The sequence below is a fragment of the Variovorax sp. YR750 genome (assembly GCF_900109805.1).
Taxonomy (GTDB): domain Bacteria; phylum Pseudomonadota; class Gammaproteobacteria; order Burkholderiales; family Burkholderiaceae_C; genus Variovorax; species Variovorax gossypii.
The window spans coordinates 1-13,877 of the sequence record NZ_FOBJ01000025.1; the positions used below are offsets into that span (position 1 = coordinate 1).

General features: G+C 67.2%; 16 protein-coding genes. 6 read left to right on the top strand and 10 right to left on the bottom strand.

Going from position 1 to position 13,877, the window contains the following annotated elements; genetic code table 11:
* On the bottom strand, window positions 1-572 hold a 572-nt coding region (locus BMY35_RS35045; protein WP_256230490.1), incomplete at its 3' end, for a cysteine peptidase family C39 domain-containing protein.
* Window positions 573-622: 50 nt separating this feature from the next.
* Here BMY35_RS35045 and BMY35_RS38120 point away from each other — a divergent pair.
* The 3 genes from BMY35_RS38120 (at window position 623) to BMY35_RS35055 (ending at window position 2,543) form a co-directional block, all read left to right on the top strand.
* Window positions 623-880, top strand: a complete 258-nt coding sequence (locus BMY35_RS38120) for a hypothetical protein (protein WP_143080813.1) — start codon at window positions 623-625, stop codon at window positions 878-880.
* Between the two features lie 189 nt (window positions 881-1,069).
* Window positions 1,070-1,291 (top strand): hypothetical protein, encoded by a 222-nt coding sequence (locus BMY35_RS35050; protein ID WP_143080814.1) that lies wholly within the window; start codon window positions 1,070-1,072, stop codon window positions 1,289-1,291.
* Between the two features lie 673 nt (window positions 1,292-1,964).
* Window positions 1,965-2,543, top strand: a complete 579-nt coding sequence (locus BMY35_RS35055) for a response regulator (RefSeq protein WP_218153040.1) — start codon at window positions 1,965-1,967, stop codon at window positions 2,541-2,543.
* 71 nt (window positions 2,544-2,614) lie between these two features.
* Here BMY35_RS35055 and BMY35_RS35060 read toward each other — a convergent pair whose 3' ends face one another.
* The 6 genes from BMY35_RS35060 to BMY35_RS35085 all read right to left on the bottom strand — a co-directional run bounded on the left by BMY35_RS35060 (window position 2,615) and on the right by BMY35_RS35085 (window position 7,737).
* Window positions 2,615-3,091 carry a phage integrase family protein gene (locus BMY35_RS35060; protein WP_256230491.1) on the bottom strand — a complete coding sequence of 159 codons (477 nt, stop codon included), beginning with the start codon at window positions 3,089-3,091 and terminating at the stop codon, window positions 2,615-2,617.
* A gap of 499 nt (window positions 3,092-3,590) precedes the next feature.
* A complete protein-coding gene (locus BMY35_RS35065) occupies window positions 3,591-4,193 on the bottom strand; it encodes a VOC family protein (RefSeq protein ID WP_371287237.1) in 603 nt (200 codons plus the stop codon).
* On the bottom strand, window positions 4,190-5,194 hold the full coding sequence (locus BMY35_RS35070; RefSeq protein WP_093209422.1) for a zinc-dependent alcohol dehydrogenase family protein: 1,005 nt from the start codon (window positions 5,192-5,194) through the stop codon (window positions 4,190-4,192). Before BMY35_RS35070 ends, BMY35_RS35065 begins: the two co-directional genes overlap by 4 nt.
* 2 nt (window positions 5,195-5,196) lie before the next feature.
* Complete coding sequence (locus tag BMY35_RS35075; RefSeq protein ID WP_093209424.1) at window positions 5,197-5,775, bottom strand: amino acid synthesis family protein; 579 nt, start codon at window positions 5,773-5,775, stop codon at window positions 5,197-5,199.
* A gap of 44 nt (window positions 5,776-5,819) precedes the next feature.
* Window positions 5,820-6,791, bottom strand: coding sequence for a tripartite tricarboxylate transporter substrate binding protein (locus tag BMY35_RS35080; protein WP_093209425.1), 972 nt, complete (start codon window positions 6,789-6,791; stop codon window positions 5,820-5,822).
* Between the two features lie 85 nt (window positions 6,792-6,876).
* Complete coding sequence (locus BMY35_RS35085) at window positions 6,877-7,737, bottom strand: fumarylacetoacetate hydrolase family protein (RefSeq protein WP_093209427.1); 861 nt, start codon at window positions 7,735-7,737, stop codon at window positions 6,877-6,879.
* 252 nt (window positions 7,738-7,989) lie between these two features.
* On the opposite strand from BMY35_RS35085, the gene BMY35_RS35090 reads away from it, so the two are divergent.
* Entirely contained in the window at window positions 7,990-9,024 is a 1,035-nt protein-coding gene (locus BMY35_RS35090; protein WP_093209428.1) for an alpha/beta hydrolase, read from the top strand.
* Window positions 9,025-9,086: 62 nt separating this feature from the next.
* Here BMY35_RS35090 and BMY35_RS35095 read toward each other — a convergent pair whose 3' ends face one another.
* Window positions 9,087-9,812 carry a GntR family transcriptional regulator gene (locus tag BMY35_RS35095; RefSeq protein WP_093209430.1) on the bottom strand — a complete coding sequence of 242 codons (726 nt, stop codon included), beginning with the start codon at window positions 9,810-9,812 and terminating at the stop codon, window positions 9,087-9,089.
* 34 nt (window positions 9,813-9,846) lie between these two features.
* Here BMY35_RS35095 and BMY35_RS35100 point away from each other — a divergent pair, with 34 nt between their 5' ends.
* Window positions 9,847-10,434, top strand: a complete 588-nt coding sequence (locus tag BMY35_RS35100; RefSeq protein WP_093209431.1) for an NADPH-dependent FMN reductase — start codon at window positions 9,847-9,849, stop codon at window positions 10,432-10,434.
* Window positions 10,435-10,470: 36 nt separating this feature from the next.
* Here the strand turns inward: BMY35_RS35100 and BMY35_RS35105 are convergent, their stop codons facing one another.
* A complete protein-coding gene (locus BMY35_RS35105; RefSeq protein ID WP_093209433.1) occupies window positions 10,471-11,013 on the bottom strand; it encodes a cupin domain-containing protein in 543 nt (180 codons plus the stop codon).
* Between the two features lie 9 nt (window positions 11,014-11,022).
* Entirely contained in the window at window positions 11,023-12,132 is a 1,110-nt protein-coding gene (locus BMY35_RS35110) for an alcohol dehydrogenase catalytic domain-containing protein (RefSeq protein ID WP_093209434.1), read from the bottom strand.
* A gap of 134 nt (window positions 12,133-12,266) precedes the next feature.
* On the opposite strand from BMY35_RS35110, the gene BMY35_RS35115 reads away from it, so the two are divergent.
* Window positions 12,267-13,877, top strand: a complete 1,611-nt coding sequence (locus tag BMY35_RS35115; RefSeq protein ID WP_093209436.1) for a bifunctional 3-(3-hydroxy-phenyl)propionate/3-hydroxycinnamic acid hydroxylase — start codon at window positions 12,267-12,269, stop codon at window positions 13,875-13,877.

Genomic DNA, 13,877 nt, shown 5'->3' on the forward strand with positions numbered 1-13,877 from the left:
TGCAGGATGAAGGAGATGAAGAGCACTTCGCCCAGCAGCTTCCTGTGCTTGACGAGGCTGGGGATGAACCAGGAGAAGTCGAACCTGGCGAGTTCGCCTGCGAGGCTTGCGCGGCTGGTGATGAGGATGAGCTCGCCTGTCCAGTGCGAGGCGAAGACTTCCAGGGGTTCGATGACCGGGCGGCCGTTCGCAGAAGAAGGGTCTTGCAGCAGGACGCGTTGCGCATCGCACTGGGCCAGGATGACGAAGCGTTCGGCGCCATCCTCGCCACGAAGCACTGCCAATGCCGGCAGCGGCGTCAGGGACAGGCGATCAAGTGTGGTGCGGGACGACTTGGCCTTCAGGCCCAGGTGTTTGGCTGCGCGCAGCAGCGTGGCGGTGTCGACACCCTCGGAAGATGCAAGGCCCAGTTGATGCGACAGCAGCGAGGCATCGGCCGCGATCTGGTGGAAGCGGGCGAGGGTGCATAGCGCGATGAGAGACGGGTTCGCAGCAGGCCCTGCTTCAGGCGCTCTTGGAGAAACCGCGCCCCCTTCCCCGCACGGCTTTCCAGCCGTCTCGACCGCTCCCATCACGTAATCCTTCGATGTTATTTTGAAACATCAAGATACCTGAGTAGGAAATGACTGACAACGGCGGCTCGACCAGAAGCCTCCTAGATACCTACCAAATTCATCCTATCTTTGTTGAAGACGATGCGCCTAAGGCATTGATTTCCCGAAAAGAAATTCGACTTTGCATGGCAACGACCTCAGCATTCCATCGAAATATGAGATTCATCAACTCACTTTTAGACGCACGAAAATCCGCCGAGCAAATCACCACAGCCGTTCCGTACGCGAGCGACCAACATCCCAGCAACGGGGGCGTTCTCTCTTGACTCGCGTGCTCCCCAAAGGACCCGAAAGACTCGCGAACCGTCAACCCATGATGAGCACCCGGGTAGTCCCGAGCCACTCGCACTGCATCCCATGTTCCGGCGATGAAGAAACGCTGCAAATCCGTACGCTCAGGAACGCACCGGCGTGTGGGCTCGACGAAGTCCTCAGCCCTCATCACCATCCACACCATGATTGAGACAGAGACGCTGCCCGACGAAGAACTGGGCGCCCAGGCCACGAAGTGGCGCCGGCGGGCGTTGCAAGGCGACCTGCATGCCCGCGGCGTTGCCCATCAGTTGGAAAGCGAACTGCGCCGACGTGCTGGCGCCCTCCCTCCCGACTACGACACGCTGGACTTGCGACCGCTCGAGCATCGGCACGTCAAGCGACGCTGGTGGAAGCCCTGGTGACCCCAAGCTCCTGACCCGCCCGGCTCGCAGGAAGGTGCTCTGCCACATCCGTCGGGAAGCGCCCCTCGCCCTGGTCCTGGCCTGAAGGGGGTTTCGGCGCGACGTCACCGCACCGGGCTGACGCAATTCGCAGCACGCTGCCAGAGGGCCTCCCGCCAAGCCACGGGACAGCAGGCCAACACGTCGCCGGTGACCCACTTCGCTGCGGACAGTCGCGGCGGTGGCACGCGATGACCGATGCGCTCGGGCCCGGCAGATTCACGCGGAGCCGACCACAGTGGTTCCTGGCTGCCAGCCTCGTGCTTTCTCGCATGGGTGATGTTGCGCAAGGCCCACCACATGGTCGCGCATCCCCACGGTCCCATCTCGCGAAAACAGGCATCGTGCATGTTCGCGATCCGGCGCCTGCAGCGGTCGATCGAGCGAGGAATGGCTGCCGGACCGAACGGGCCCGACATGGCATCGGGCCCGTGAGCTCGAGCCCCGTTAGAGGGGAATGAAAGAACGCGGTCCGCACGGTGCGCGATGCCATGTTCAGCCCCGCACCGCCTGCGCAACAAGCCGCAAAGTAGCGAAATCTTCGGGCAATGTCACCGCAGCAACCTTGGGGCACCATCAGCCAAGCAGCCAACGGCCTTCCACTTTCGAAGAAAGCATGCCCGTGTTCGATCCCATGCCCACCTACACCGCCTCGAGGATGTATCGCGAACCCAAGCTGTTTTTTGGCGCCCTTGTCGTGGAAAGCAATCCGGCCGTCGCGCACCGCATGAAGCGCATCCTGGGCCTGCTCGCCCCGGGGCGCCGCGTGGTGCTCGCACCCACGTGCGAGGAGGCCAACGCGATGCTGGCCGCACTGCCCTTCGATCTTGTGTTCGTCGACATGCAGCTCTATCCGATCGGCGACGCAGCGGCGTTGATCGCCGACATCCGCGCGAAGCTGCCGCGTACGCAGGTCATCGCAATGTCGGATACGGACGAGAGGGGACTGGTGATATCGGCCTTCGCCTCAGGCGCGACAGGCTATCTGGTGAGGGACGCGGATGATGCCGAGATCGCGCACACCCTGCGCTCGCTTGCAACCGGCATTGCGCTGGACCCGCGAGTGGCTGGACATCTGCTGGCCATGCTCGCCGAGACATTTGCGCAGTCGAGCGCCGACCTCCAGGCGCAGGACGACTTCAGCGCCTGCCGGAAACTCGAGCTCAGGCCTCGGGCAACCGCAGAGGGAACGCGCCACGACCTTCCGGACTGAAGCCCCCTGCCCGGCGACGCGGACGGGCCTCAAAGAGGCAGGATCGCGGCGCGCACCACGCCCCGACCGTCTCATCCAGCCGCGTGCTCCGATGCCGCCTTGCTGCATGGGCCGTGTCCGCGGGCTTGCAGGTTTCGTGGGTTCATGCGGATGCCTGTGCTCTCCTGTTGTTCATGCAGCCATTGAACGACGCGCTCGGCGCGCCGCACACCGATGCCGCGCACCGGATACCACCAGGTGGTGCCCGTGTCGTTGATGCGCTGCGCCAGTTGCTCCAGCGTGCCGAAGCCCGCCTGCGCAAGCCTTTCGGACAACAAGGGAGCGAACCAGACCGCCACGCTGTCGTGTGCCTGCGGCGCCTCCGCGCGCGATCGAACGTTCTGCGCGGGATACGCCGGCGCGACGGCGTGTGGCCCTCCCAGCCCGCCGGCCTCGATGTCGACCGCCCGTATGCGGGACGTTCTGGTTTTCCGAGCGCTCGGAGGGTGATGGAGCCAGCCCGCAGCCGCCCCCTCATCCTGCGCGGCAAGTTGCGGGATGCTTGTCATGTGTCTCCTGTGTCAGGGTTCTCGTGCGCGAACGGAGCGGAGCACGCACGAATGCGCCTACCCCGACGATCCGCGCGTACCGTGGATCAGATCGAGTAATCCCTGCACGGGACATGCCAGGCATCCGCGCGTTGATCCCCAAGGTGTTTCTCATGCACCGGGCAGCCGATGCGCGCCATTCAGACAAACTGCATGTCCAATATTCGGACATGTGTCTGAGTGCCGATCAGTATTTACCAGACAGAGGGGTTGGGGTGGGCTGCGTCCCATTGCAGCCGCTGGCGGACCTGCCGAACGCCGATGAGGTGCTGGCGGTCATGCCTGGCCGAGTCGCGGCAGCACGCATCGACGCGCAGTGCGGCATCCCTGGGCTTCAGGGACAAGGGGACGTGGTGTCGCGAAGACCGAGCCGCACCGCTTCGGCCGTTGCCACTCAATGGTGGGCGCCGCGCAGCGTGCCTCTACCGAGGCGGACAGGATTCCGGAGTGCTCGCCGCATTCAATTGCTCGCAGCGCGCAATGCCTCGCTGCGCCGGGCGAAGCGGGCCGCCCATTCCTCGGCGGGCATGAAGCTGGGGTCCGAGCGCACCACGCGCTCGGTCTGGGCCCAGATCGCCTCGTCCGCCTCGTCGAGATCCAGCGGATCGCCGTGCGGCTGGCTCACGTACCAAGGCGTGTCGAGGTAGACCTCCACCGTGTTGTCTTCCGGGTCCATGCAGTAGATGGACAGCGCGTTGCCGTGGTTCAGGCCACGCATCTTCGTCGCGCCCAGCGACAGCGCGCGCCGTCGCGCTTCGCGCAGGTGGTCGATGGTCTTCACCTTGAACGAGAGCTGCATCACAGTGCTGGGCGCGTCCGCAGCACGACCACCGGCCAGCACCAGTTGGTGGTGCTGGTCATCGCGCCCGCTCAGGAACACGAGCTCGTAGCGGAAGGTACCGCCGATGCCTCGGTCGGTTTCCTGCATGTCGAACACGCCCGTGTAGAAGCGCTTCATCACCACCAGGTCGCGGCAGAAGATGCCGCAGTGCGACAGGTTGGGAATGTAGGGAGCGTTCACGATGGCCTCGGTCTGGGTTCGATGGGATGCGGTTGGATTCACGGGATCAGCACGAGCTTGCCGAGCGAGCCACCGCGGTCCAGCAGCTCGTGCGCGCGCCGCGCCTCGGCCAGCGGCATGCGGGTGGCGCGCGGTGCGCGCACCTTCCCTGCCGCCATCAGCGCGATGGCGTCCTCCATCAGCCCGCGGCGCTGCGCGATGTCGCTGTCGACGGTGTGGATCGAGAAAGTGCGGATCGCCAGGCTCCGGCCCAGCAGCTTGCGCAGTTCGTCGAAGACGTCGTTCGCGGGCGGGCCCGAGAGGATGTTGTAGGACACCGCCATACCGAAGGGCGCGAGCGATCGCAGGCAGGCGATGAAAAGCGCACCGCCGACGTGGTCGAACGCGAGGTCGGCGCCGCGTCCGTCGGTCAGCGCCATCACGCGTTCGGGCAGCGTCGCCGGGTCGCCGTCGATGACCTCGCTCACGCCGTTCTCCAGCGCGAAGGCGCGCTTTTGCTCGGAAGAAGCCGTGCCGATCACGCGCAGCCCGCGCGCACGCGCGACCTGCGCCAGCGCGGTCGCGACGCCGCCCGCGGCGCCCGGCACGAGGATGGTCCGTGCCGGCAGATTGCCGTTGCTCGCCAGCAGGGCCAAGGCGAGCTGGAAGTTGCCCAGGCTCACGGCGTCTTCGAAGGCCAGCGTGGCGGGCAGCGCGAAGGGCACCGATTCGCCCACGCAGATGTGCTCGGCATAGCAGCCGCCGCGCTGCGCGAGCTCGCGCGCACTCACGAGCACCCGATCGCCCACGGCGAGCCGGGTGACGCCGGCCCCGACCGCATCGACCGTCCCTGCCATCTCGTTGCCCGGGATCGCCGGCAGCGGCGGCATCCACTTGTAGGTGCCGTTGCGGATGAGCACGTCCGGCCCGCCCGCGCCGATCGCGGCGGCCCGCACGCGCACCTGGCCCGGGCCCGGCTCGGGCAGTGGCAGTTCGACCAGCCGCAGAACCTCGGGACCACCCGTTTCGGACAACTGCACGGCGCGCATGGTGTGCTTCGTCATGCTCAACGCTGCCCGTCGTGCACCGAGACCTGCTCCTTGGCCAGGCCGCCCAGGCGCGCGTGGACGCGTCCGCCGTCGGCCATCACCAGCGCGAAGAGAATCTCGTCGGGCCGCGGCGCGTCCTGGATACCTACCTCGAATGTATTGAAGTGGCTGCGCACGTAGGCGGCATGGATGTAGTGCAGCGGCACCATGAGGCGATAGCCGGTGGCCGCGACGACCTTGGCCGCAGGCACGATGGCCTTGGGATCGCCCAGCACCTGGCGCATGGCCCAGCCGCCGGCCTCGTGCCAGACCGCGCCGTGCTCCAGCTCCCCGTTGACGCCGACGATGGCCGCCTTGCTGTACGCCTCGACCTTGTCCTTGCCCAGCGTGGCCACGAGTTCCTCGGCCAACGAGGTGCCGAGGCTTCGCAGTTCCGCCATGAAAGGCAGCAGGTCGGGTTCGTAGCGCCCGGCGTAGGGATTGCGGATCACCGCACATGCGGCGGCGATGCGCAGCGGCTTCGCGGGTGCCGGGCCGCCTTCGTGGAAGACAGTCTCCACGGTGAGGCTTCTCTTGCGCAGCGCGATCAGTGACATGGCTTGATTCCTTCGTTCTTCATTTCGTTTGTCCGTTCATTCGTTCATTGCCTGGGAATCTTCGCGTCGGCCACCACCTGTGTCCACTTCTCGAGTTCCCGGGCCACGAGGGCCTTCATTTCCTCGGGCGTGCTGCCGCGCGCCTCGCCGCCCATGTCTTCCAGGCGCTGGCGCACCGACGGGGCCTGCAGCGCGTGCAGCGCCTCGGCATTGAGCCGATCGACGATCGTGCGCGGCGTGCCCGCCGGTGCCAGGAGGCCAGCCCACGAACGCACGTCATACCCCGCCACGCCCTGCTCCGCAACCGTCGGCACCTTCGGCAGGCCCGGCCAGCGCTGCGGCCCCGTCGTCGCCACGGCGCGCAGCTTGCCGGCCTGGATGTTCGAGAGCACCGCCGTGGGCGGTGCGATGATGAAGGGCACCTCGCCGCCGAGCAGCGCGGTGACGGACGCGGCGTCGCCCCGGTAGGGCACATGCATCATCGACACGCCGGCCATCTTGGTGAGCAGTTCGCCCGCGAGGTGGTGCGTCGACCCGATGCCGGCGGTGCCGTACGCGACCGTTCCCGGCGCGGCCTTGGCCGAGGCGAGGATCTCGGCGAGCCCCTGCGCCTTCGAGCCCGCATTGACGACGATCAGGAAAGGGAAGTAAGTGACGGTGGACACGGCCTCGAAGTCGGCCACGGTCTTGTAGGGCAGCGTGTTGTACAGCGCCCCTGCCACCGCATGCCCGCCGGTGGCCAGCAGCAGCGTGTAGCCGTCGGGTTTGGCGCGCGCCACGGTGGCCGCCGCGATGGTGCCACCCGCGCCCGGCTGGGCCTCGACCACGATCGGCTGGCCGAGCGCCTTGCCCATCTCGACGCCCACGGCCCTGGCGATCGCATCCGCGTTGCCGCCCGGGGCGAAGCCCTGGTAGAGCTTCACTGCACGCTCCGGATAGCCCTGCGCAAGGGCCTGGCAGGCCGGCCATGCGGCGGCCGTCGCCGCACAGGCGGCGAGTAGGGTTCTTCGTTTCAAGGTCTTGTCTCCTGGTGCGGCGCCCTTGTGCGGACGTCTCGCGCGATGCTGCTTCTGTGCTGCTGGCTCGAAGGAGAGCGTGCGCTCAGTCCTGGGCCACCACGGGGTTGCGCAGCAGCCCCACGGCCTCGATCTCGACTTCGATCACGTCGCCCGGCTTCATGAAGCGCGGCGGCTTCTTGCTCCAGCCCACGCCGGCCGGCGTGCCGGTGGCGATCACGTCGCCCGGCACCAGCGTGAAGATGGTGGAGGCATAGGCAATGAGACGCGGGACGGAGAAGATCATGTGGCCCGTGTGGCTCGACTGCACCACCTCGCCGTTGAGGCGCGTCTCGAGCTTGAGCTCGCGCCCGGGCGCGATCTCGTCGGCCGTGACCATCCAGGGGCCGAAGCCGCCGGTCGCTTCGAAGTTCTTCCCCGAGGCGATCTGCTTGGCATGGAACTGCCACTCGCGCACGCTGGCGTCGTTGTAGCAGCTGTAGCCCGCCACGTGATCCCACGCATCGGCCTCCTGGATGTCGCGCCCCTCCTTGCCGATGATCACGGCCAGCTCGCCTTCCCAGTCGAGCGACTCGGACACGCGCGGGCGCACGATCGGTCCCTCGTGCGGTGTCTGCGAGCGCCACACGCGCAGGAAGATCGGCGGTTGCTCGGAGAGCTCGCGATGCATGCCCGCGGCCAGCACCTCCTGGTGGTGGTCCATGTAGTTGCGCACCGCGCAGACGATCTTCTCGGGCTTCGTGATGACGGGCAGGTAACGCACGTCGGACAGCGGCACATCGGCGGCGAGTCCGGCGACCAGTGCGTCACGGCGCGCGAAGTCCGCGCTGGCGATGAAGTCGGCCAGCGTGGCGTGGCCGGTGCGCCCGGCCAGCTCGGCCACACCGCCATCGACGACGGCGCCCCAGGTTTCACGGCCCGCGAGGGAATAGGACATCAGTTTCATGCGTTGCTTCTTTCGGTTGGACGTTTCGTTGCACGGCAGCCCTGCGCGGGCCTCGTTTCGACTCACTGCTTAATGCATGAAGATATTTTTGTGCATAAAACAATATAAATGCATAGTGGTTTCCACGGGGAATCCTGTGCGCCCGATGCGATGGCCGCAGAAGAACACCCCCATCGCCAATCGCGATGCGTCGCGCAGGCCCGGCTTCCTACACTGCGCAACCGGAACAACAAGGACAACGGAGACAACACCATGGCGAGAAACCTCTTGCGCGCCGCGGCAGCCCTGACGGTCGCGACGCTCGTCGGCTGCGCCGCCCCCTCACTGCAGGTGGCCGAGATGGGCAGCTTTCATGTCGGTGGCCGGACGGTCACGCTGTCGGGCCTGCCCGCGAAGGAACTCGTGTTCACGCCCGGCGCGCCGCCACTGAAGCTCGACCCGAACGGCGACTTCGAGGTCGAGGCGCTGTACGCGCGCTACACGCGGCTTTCCAACCCCAAGGCGAAATTCCCGCTGCTGCTGTGGCATGGCGGCGGGCTGGCGGGCACCACCTTCGAGACCAAGCCGGACGGGCAGCCCGGCTGGGAGAACTTCTTCCTGCGCGCGGGCTACGACGTCTACGTGAGCGACGCGGTCGAGCGCGGTCGCGCGTCGTGGGCCCGCTACCCGGAGATCTTCAAGAGCGAGCCCTTCTTCCGCCCGAAGAAGGAGGCCTGGGAGCTCTTCCGCATCGGCGACACCGACTCGTACGCCACCGATCCCGCCAGGCGCCGCGCCTTGCCGGGCACGCAGTTCCCCGTGGCCGCCTTCGACCAGTTCGCCAAGCAGGCGATCCCGCGCTGGGGGACCAACGACGCAGCCACGCAGGCCGCCTACGACGCCTACGTGGACAAGGTCTGTCCCTGCGTCATCGTCGTGCACAGCCAGGGCGGCAACTTCGCCTTCAATTCCGCGCTGAAGTATCCGCAGAAGGTCAAGGCGCTGGTCGCCGTCGAGAACTCGGGCTCGCCCAACCCCGACACCTATGACTTCTCGCGCGTCAAGGGCGTGCCCATGCTCTGGGTCTGGGGCGACAACCTGGGCAAGTTCGCGTTCTGGGAGCGCATCGCGGCGCAGCAGGAGAAGTTCCGCAACAGCCTCGTGCGCGCCGGCGGCAAGGGTGAGCGCATCGTGCTGCCGGAGATCGGCATCACCGGCAACTCCCACATGCTCATGATGGATCGCAACTCCGACCAGATCGCCGCGCTGATCGATCAGTGGCTGGCCAGACAAGGCTTGAGGAACTGAGGCGTCCGCGATCGGCGCGCGCCCGAAAGCGGACGCCGTCGCTGTTGTGGCTGTTGCGGCCGCTAGCTCCTGCCGGCCCTCTCGGCGGCCGAACCGAGCACCGCCATGACGTTGCGCTGCGTGCTCAGGATGTGTTCCTCGAGCAATGCGCAGGCCGTCTGCGCGTCACGGCGCAAGGTGGCGTCCATGATCTTGCGGTGTTCGTTCGACTTGCGACGCGCCGTCTTGCGAAAGCGCGCGGAATAGCGGCGGTAGCGCTCGGCCTGGTCGAAGAGGCTCGCGCTCCAGTTGCGCATGCGCTCGGACGGGCAGGCCGCCAGCAGCGCCGCATGGAACGCGGAGTGGACCTGGGTCCAGTCGTCATCGAGCACGACGGGCCCGTCGCCGATGCGGCTCTCGATCTTCTCGAGACGGTGGTAGGCGCCGACCACCAGCGCCTCCCATGCGTCGTCGCCGTTCGCGATGGATTCGCGAAGCGCAGGCACATCGAGCATGACACGCATGCGGCTGATGTCCGCGAGATCCTCCGCGGAGATGTCCGCGACCCGGAAGCCGCGGCGCTCGTCGGAACGGATCAGCCCTTCCTGCGCCAGCCGGCTCAGCGCCTCCCTCAACGGGCTGCTGGAAAAGCCGTAGGCGGTCTGGAGCTCGTCGAGCTTGAGCTTCATGCCCGCGCCGTAGGTGCCCGACAGCACATCCTGGCGCAGCCTCGTGAAGGCCTGTTCGACGAGCGGAACCGTCCGCTCCGGGGTCGGATCTTTTTTGTACATGGTTTCGATTTTATGCATAAACTCCCCCGCCCAAAAATCGGAGCCGAACACCTTGAACAACGATGACCAACCCACCGTGCAACTCGTCGCCATCTCTGGCAGCATCCGCCGGGCCTCGAACTGCACGGCCGTGCTGCGCAGCCTGCAGCCGCTGCTGCCAGCCGGCGTGATCCTGCAGATCCTTCCACTGGACGACATTCCGCCCTACAACGCTGACCTCGACGGCGATGCGCCGCCCGAGCCTGTCGCACGGCTCAAGAACGCCATCGCGGCCGCCGACGGCCTCGTGCTGTGCTCGCCCGAATACAACTACGGCATGCCGGGCGTGCTGAAGAACGCCATCGACTGGGCCTCGCGGCCGGGCTTCGCCTCGCCGCTGAAGGGCAAGCCCGCGCTCATCATGACCGCGTCGCCCGGCACCGCGGGCGGCGTACGGGCGCAGGCGCAGATCCGCGACGCGCTGGCCGCCACGCTCGCACGTCCGCTCGTGCGCCAGCACGTGGCGATCGCGAACGTGGCCTCGCGCGTCCAGGACGGCCGGCTGGTCGACGCGCCGACGCTCGACTTCATCCGCGTGGCGCTCGAAGAGCTGCTCGACGAAATCGCGATGCTGGCCGGCGCGCACCGGCAGCGCGCCTGAGGCACCGAGGCAGCGCGCCATGCCGCCGTCCGCGGCTCAGCCCGCGCGCTTCGTGCCCATGAGCACGAACAGCATCGTGGCGGGCTTGTCGCTCAGGTTGCGCCACGCATGGCGATTGCCGTGCTGCACGGCCACGTCGTGCCGGCGCAGCAGGACCTGTGCGCCATCGTCCAGCTCCAGCGTGATCTCTCCGTCGAGCACCACGTCATAGTCGATGCTGTCGGTGGTGTGCATGCCCGGATGGTCGGCCTCGAAGGTCTCGGCCAGCCCGGGGATCTTCTGCGCGAACTCCGCGCCGAACGCCGCACCGTCGAAGTCGACGCGCATCATGGTGCTGTCCGGCGGGAAGGTCACGAACATGAGCAACGTCTCCCCCTGCCCCGGAACGAATGTGGCCGAGCCCGTGCGGTCGCGCGGCGCGCCGCGCTCGATCTGTCCCGCGGGGCCCGTGGCCCACAGAAGCGCCGCCGCGAAGCCGGGCGAGCTCTCGAACTCGACGGCACGCGGCGCGGTCGCATCCTCGAACAGCCTGGAGCGGCCATCGGCCCCGATCCCTGCCACCACTCTTCTGACTTGCATGGGCACCTCTCAGGGGTTGATGACGAAGTTGCTGAAACCACCGTTGCGGCTCGCGATGCCCGAGATGGCCTCGTTCACGCGCTCCAGCGGATGACACACGTGCTCGAACACCGAAAGGTCCAGCGTCCCGGCCTCGGCCATGTCCGCGATGTCCTGGCCCTCCCCGGCGGTGAACCAGGCCGAGCCCTCGATGCTCTGCTGATCGTCCATCATGGTGTGCAGGTCCAGCCCGACCATGCCCGCGATGGCGCCGATGTTGAAGGCGCGGCCGCCGCGCTTGAGTGAGCGGATGCCCTGCTGCATCGTCTCGTGCGGGGCGCCCGGGCCCAGCGCATCGATGAAAGTGTCCACGCCAAGTCCTGCGGTGCGCGCCTTGACCCAGGCGTCGATGGCTTCGCCGTTGGCATTGGAAAACACCTCGATGCGATCGGGCGCCAGCGCCTTCACGCGCGCGAGCAGCTCGGGGTTGCGGCCGGTGCCGAGGATGCGCGTGGCGCCCATGGCCAGGCCGAACAAAGCGCCACCGATGCCCAGCGTGCCGCTGATGCCGTTGACGAGCATGCTCTTGCCGGGCCCGATGCCCGCCTTGCGCATGGCCGAGTACATCGTGCCCAGGTAGCCGAAGCGAGCCGCCTGGTTGAAGCTGACGTTGTCGGGCAGCTTCACCAGCGCGTACTGCGGCGCGATCATGTATTCGGCCAACCCACCGTTGGGGTAGTTCTTGTAGAGCTTGAGCGAGTTCTCGGAGAAGCCGAAGTAGCCGCTGAAGGCATAGTGCGTGCAGTTGATCAGGTCGCCGCTGCGGCAGGCCCTGCAGCCGCCGCAGTACAGGCTGGGGTTGACGTACACGCGGTCACCGGGCTTCCAGGCGTGCACGTGCGAGCCCACGGCGGTGACCTCGCCCGCGGGGTCCAGCCCGAACACCGCGGGCAGCGGCGGCAGCGGCAACTCGGGGAACCAAGTGGTCCAGTTGGCCAGGATGTTGCCGAGGTTGGGCACGATGCCGCAGGCCCTGACGCGGATCTGCACGTCGTTGGCGGCAGGTTGCGGGATCGGCAGTTGCTCGATCTCCATGGGGGCGCCCACCTTGTGCAGGCGCGCGGCTTTCATCATCGACATCTTGTCTCCTTTAAAAATGCATAAGTGCCGTTTTATGCATTTTCTTCCTCACACTCGACCCCGCATCGGTACGAACCCTGAATGCATGTTTGAATGTTTTATGCATAATTCATATATTCTGCACAATTAACGACATGCCTCCTTCCCTCAACGACCCCCTAGACGTCGCCATCGTCGGCTTCGGCCCCGTGGGCGCTTCGCTCGCCGCGCTGCTGGGGCAGCGCGGGCGGCGTGTGGCCGTCTTCGACAAGTCGGACCAGATCTACCCGCTGCCCCGCGCGTTCGCGCTCGACCACGAAGCGATGCGCACCTTCCAGCAGATCGGCATCGCGGGTGCGCTGGCCGCGCACATGACGCCGTACCGCCCCACCCTCTACCAGGGCTGCGACGGCGAGCCGATCCAGCATTTCGACATGGGACCTTCTCCCTATCCGCTCGCCTGGGCCCCCTCCTACACCTTCAACCAGCCGGCGCTCGAAGCCGCATTGCGCGAGGCGGTGGCCGCGCTGCCGTCGGTGCAGGTCGACCTGGGCCACGAGGTGACGGATGTGGAAGAGAGAAGCCCAGAAGCCTGCGACGGCGCCGTGCTGACGGTGCGCACACCGCAGGGCGAGGTCTCGCAGCTGCGCGCCCGCTATGTGGTGGCCTGCGACGGCGGCACGAGCCCCATGCGCAAGCGGCTGGGCCTGCGCCTGAAGAGCCTCGACTTCGACGAGCCATGGATCGTCGTGGACATGCACGTGCACGAATCCAAGCTCGCGGACCTGCCCGCCACCAACATCCAGTACTGCCATCCCTCGCGGCCCTGCACCTACGTGGTCGGCCCCGGCACGCACCGGCGCTGGGAGTTCCTGCTGATGCCCGACGAGGCCGAGCAGCGCGAGATGCCGCATGACGCGATATGGAAGCTACTGGCGCCCTGGCTCGCTCCCACCGAGGCGCGGATCTGGCGTGCGGCCACCTACCGCTTTCACGCGGTGGTGCTGGAGCAATGGCGAAAGGGATCGGTGCTGCTCGCCGGCGACAGCGCGCACCAGATGCCTCCTTTCCTGGCCCAGGGCATGTGCCAGGGGCTGCGCGACGCACTCAACCTCGCCTGGAAGCTCGACGCCGTGCTGGATGGCCGCGCGAGCGACGGCCTGCTGGACAGCTACGGCACCGAGCGTGGCCCTCAGGTCGAGGAAGTCACGGCCACCGTCAAGCGCCTGGGGCAGATCATCTGCGAGCGGGACCCGGTGCGCGCGGCACAACGCGATCGCGAACTGCGCGCGCAACAGGGCAACCAGGTGAGGGTGCAGTTGCGCCAGAGCCTGCTGCCGGGCATCCGCCACGGCCTGATCGACAGCGGACAAGCGCCCGAAGGCACGCCATTTCCACAGCCCATCGTGCGCGTGGCCGGCGCTGACACGGCGGGCGACGCCCAGATGATGGACGACCTCGTGCCGCCGGGCTTCCTGCTCGTGCTGCGCGAAGCGCCCGCCACCGCACAGCTGGCGCAATGGCAGGAAGCGCTGGCTGCGCTGCAGGCGCAGGTGGTCGTCTGCACGGGTGATGAGTCCCCCACGCCGGGCGCTCTCGCGCTCGTGGAAGCCGATGGCTTTCTCGCGCAATGGTTCGGGCGGCACGGCTGTGGCGCCGCGCTGGTGCGACCGGACCATGTCGTCTACGGCGTGGCGAAGGACATCGGCGAAATCGGGACCTTGCTTCATCGCGCATGCGCGCGGCTGGGCATGGCGTCCGATTGA

Coding starts and splice junctions, on each gene's coding strand:
- BMY35_RS38120 (WP_143080813.1), top strand. CDS start 623: ATGACTGACAACGGCGGCTCGACCAGAAGCCTCCTAGATACCTACCAA.
- BMY35_RS35050 (WP_143080814.1), top strand. CDS start 1,070: ATGATTGAGACAGAGACGCTGCCCGACGAAGAACTGGGCGCCCAGGCC.
- BMY35_RS35055 (WP_218153040.1), top strand. CDS start 1,965: ATGCCCACCTACACCGCCTCGAGGATGTATCGCGAACCCAAGCTGTTT.
- BMY35_RS35060 (WP_256230491.1), bottom strand. CDS start 3,091: ATGACAAGCATCCCGCAACTTGCCGCGCAGGATGAGGGGGCGGCTGCG.
- BMY35_RS35070 (WP_093209422.1), bottom strand. CDS start 5,194: ATGACGAAGCACACCATGCGCGCCGTGCAGTTGTCCGAAACGGGTGGT.
- BMY35_RS35075 (WP_093209424.1), bottom strand. CDS start 5,775: ATGTCACTGATCGCGCTGCGCAAGAGAAGCCTCACCGTGGAGACTGTC.
- BMY35_RS35085 (WP_093209427.1), bottom strand. CDS start 7,737: ATGAAACTGATGTCCTATTCCCTCGCGGGCCGTGAAACCTGGGGCGCC.
- BMY35_RS35090 (WP_093209428.1), top strand. CDS start 7,990: ATGGCGAGAAACCTCTTGCGCGCCGCGGCAGCCCTGACGGTCGCGACG.
- BMY35_RS35095 (WP_093209430.1), bottom strand. CDS start 9,812: ATGCATAAAATCGAAACCATGTACAAAAAAGATCCGACCCCGGAGCGG.
- BMY35_RS35105 (WP_093209433.1), bottom strand. CDS start 11,013: ATGCAAGTCAGAAGAGTGGTGGCAGGGATCGGGGCCGATGGCCGCTCC.
- BMY35_RS35110 (WP_093209434.1), bottom strand. CDS start 12,132: ATGTCGATGATGAAAGCCGCGCGCCTGCACAAGGTGGGCGCCCCCATG.
- BMY35_RS35115 (WP_093209436.1), top strand. CDS start 12,267: ATGCCTCCTTCCCTCAACGACCCCCTAGACGTCGCCATCGTCGGCTTC.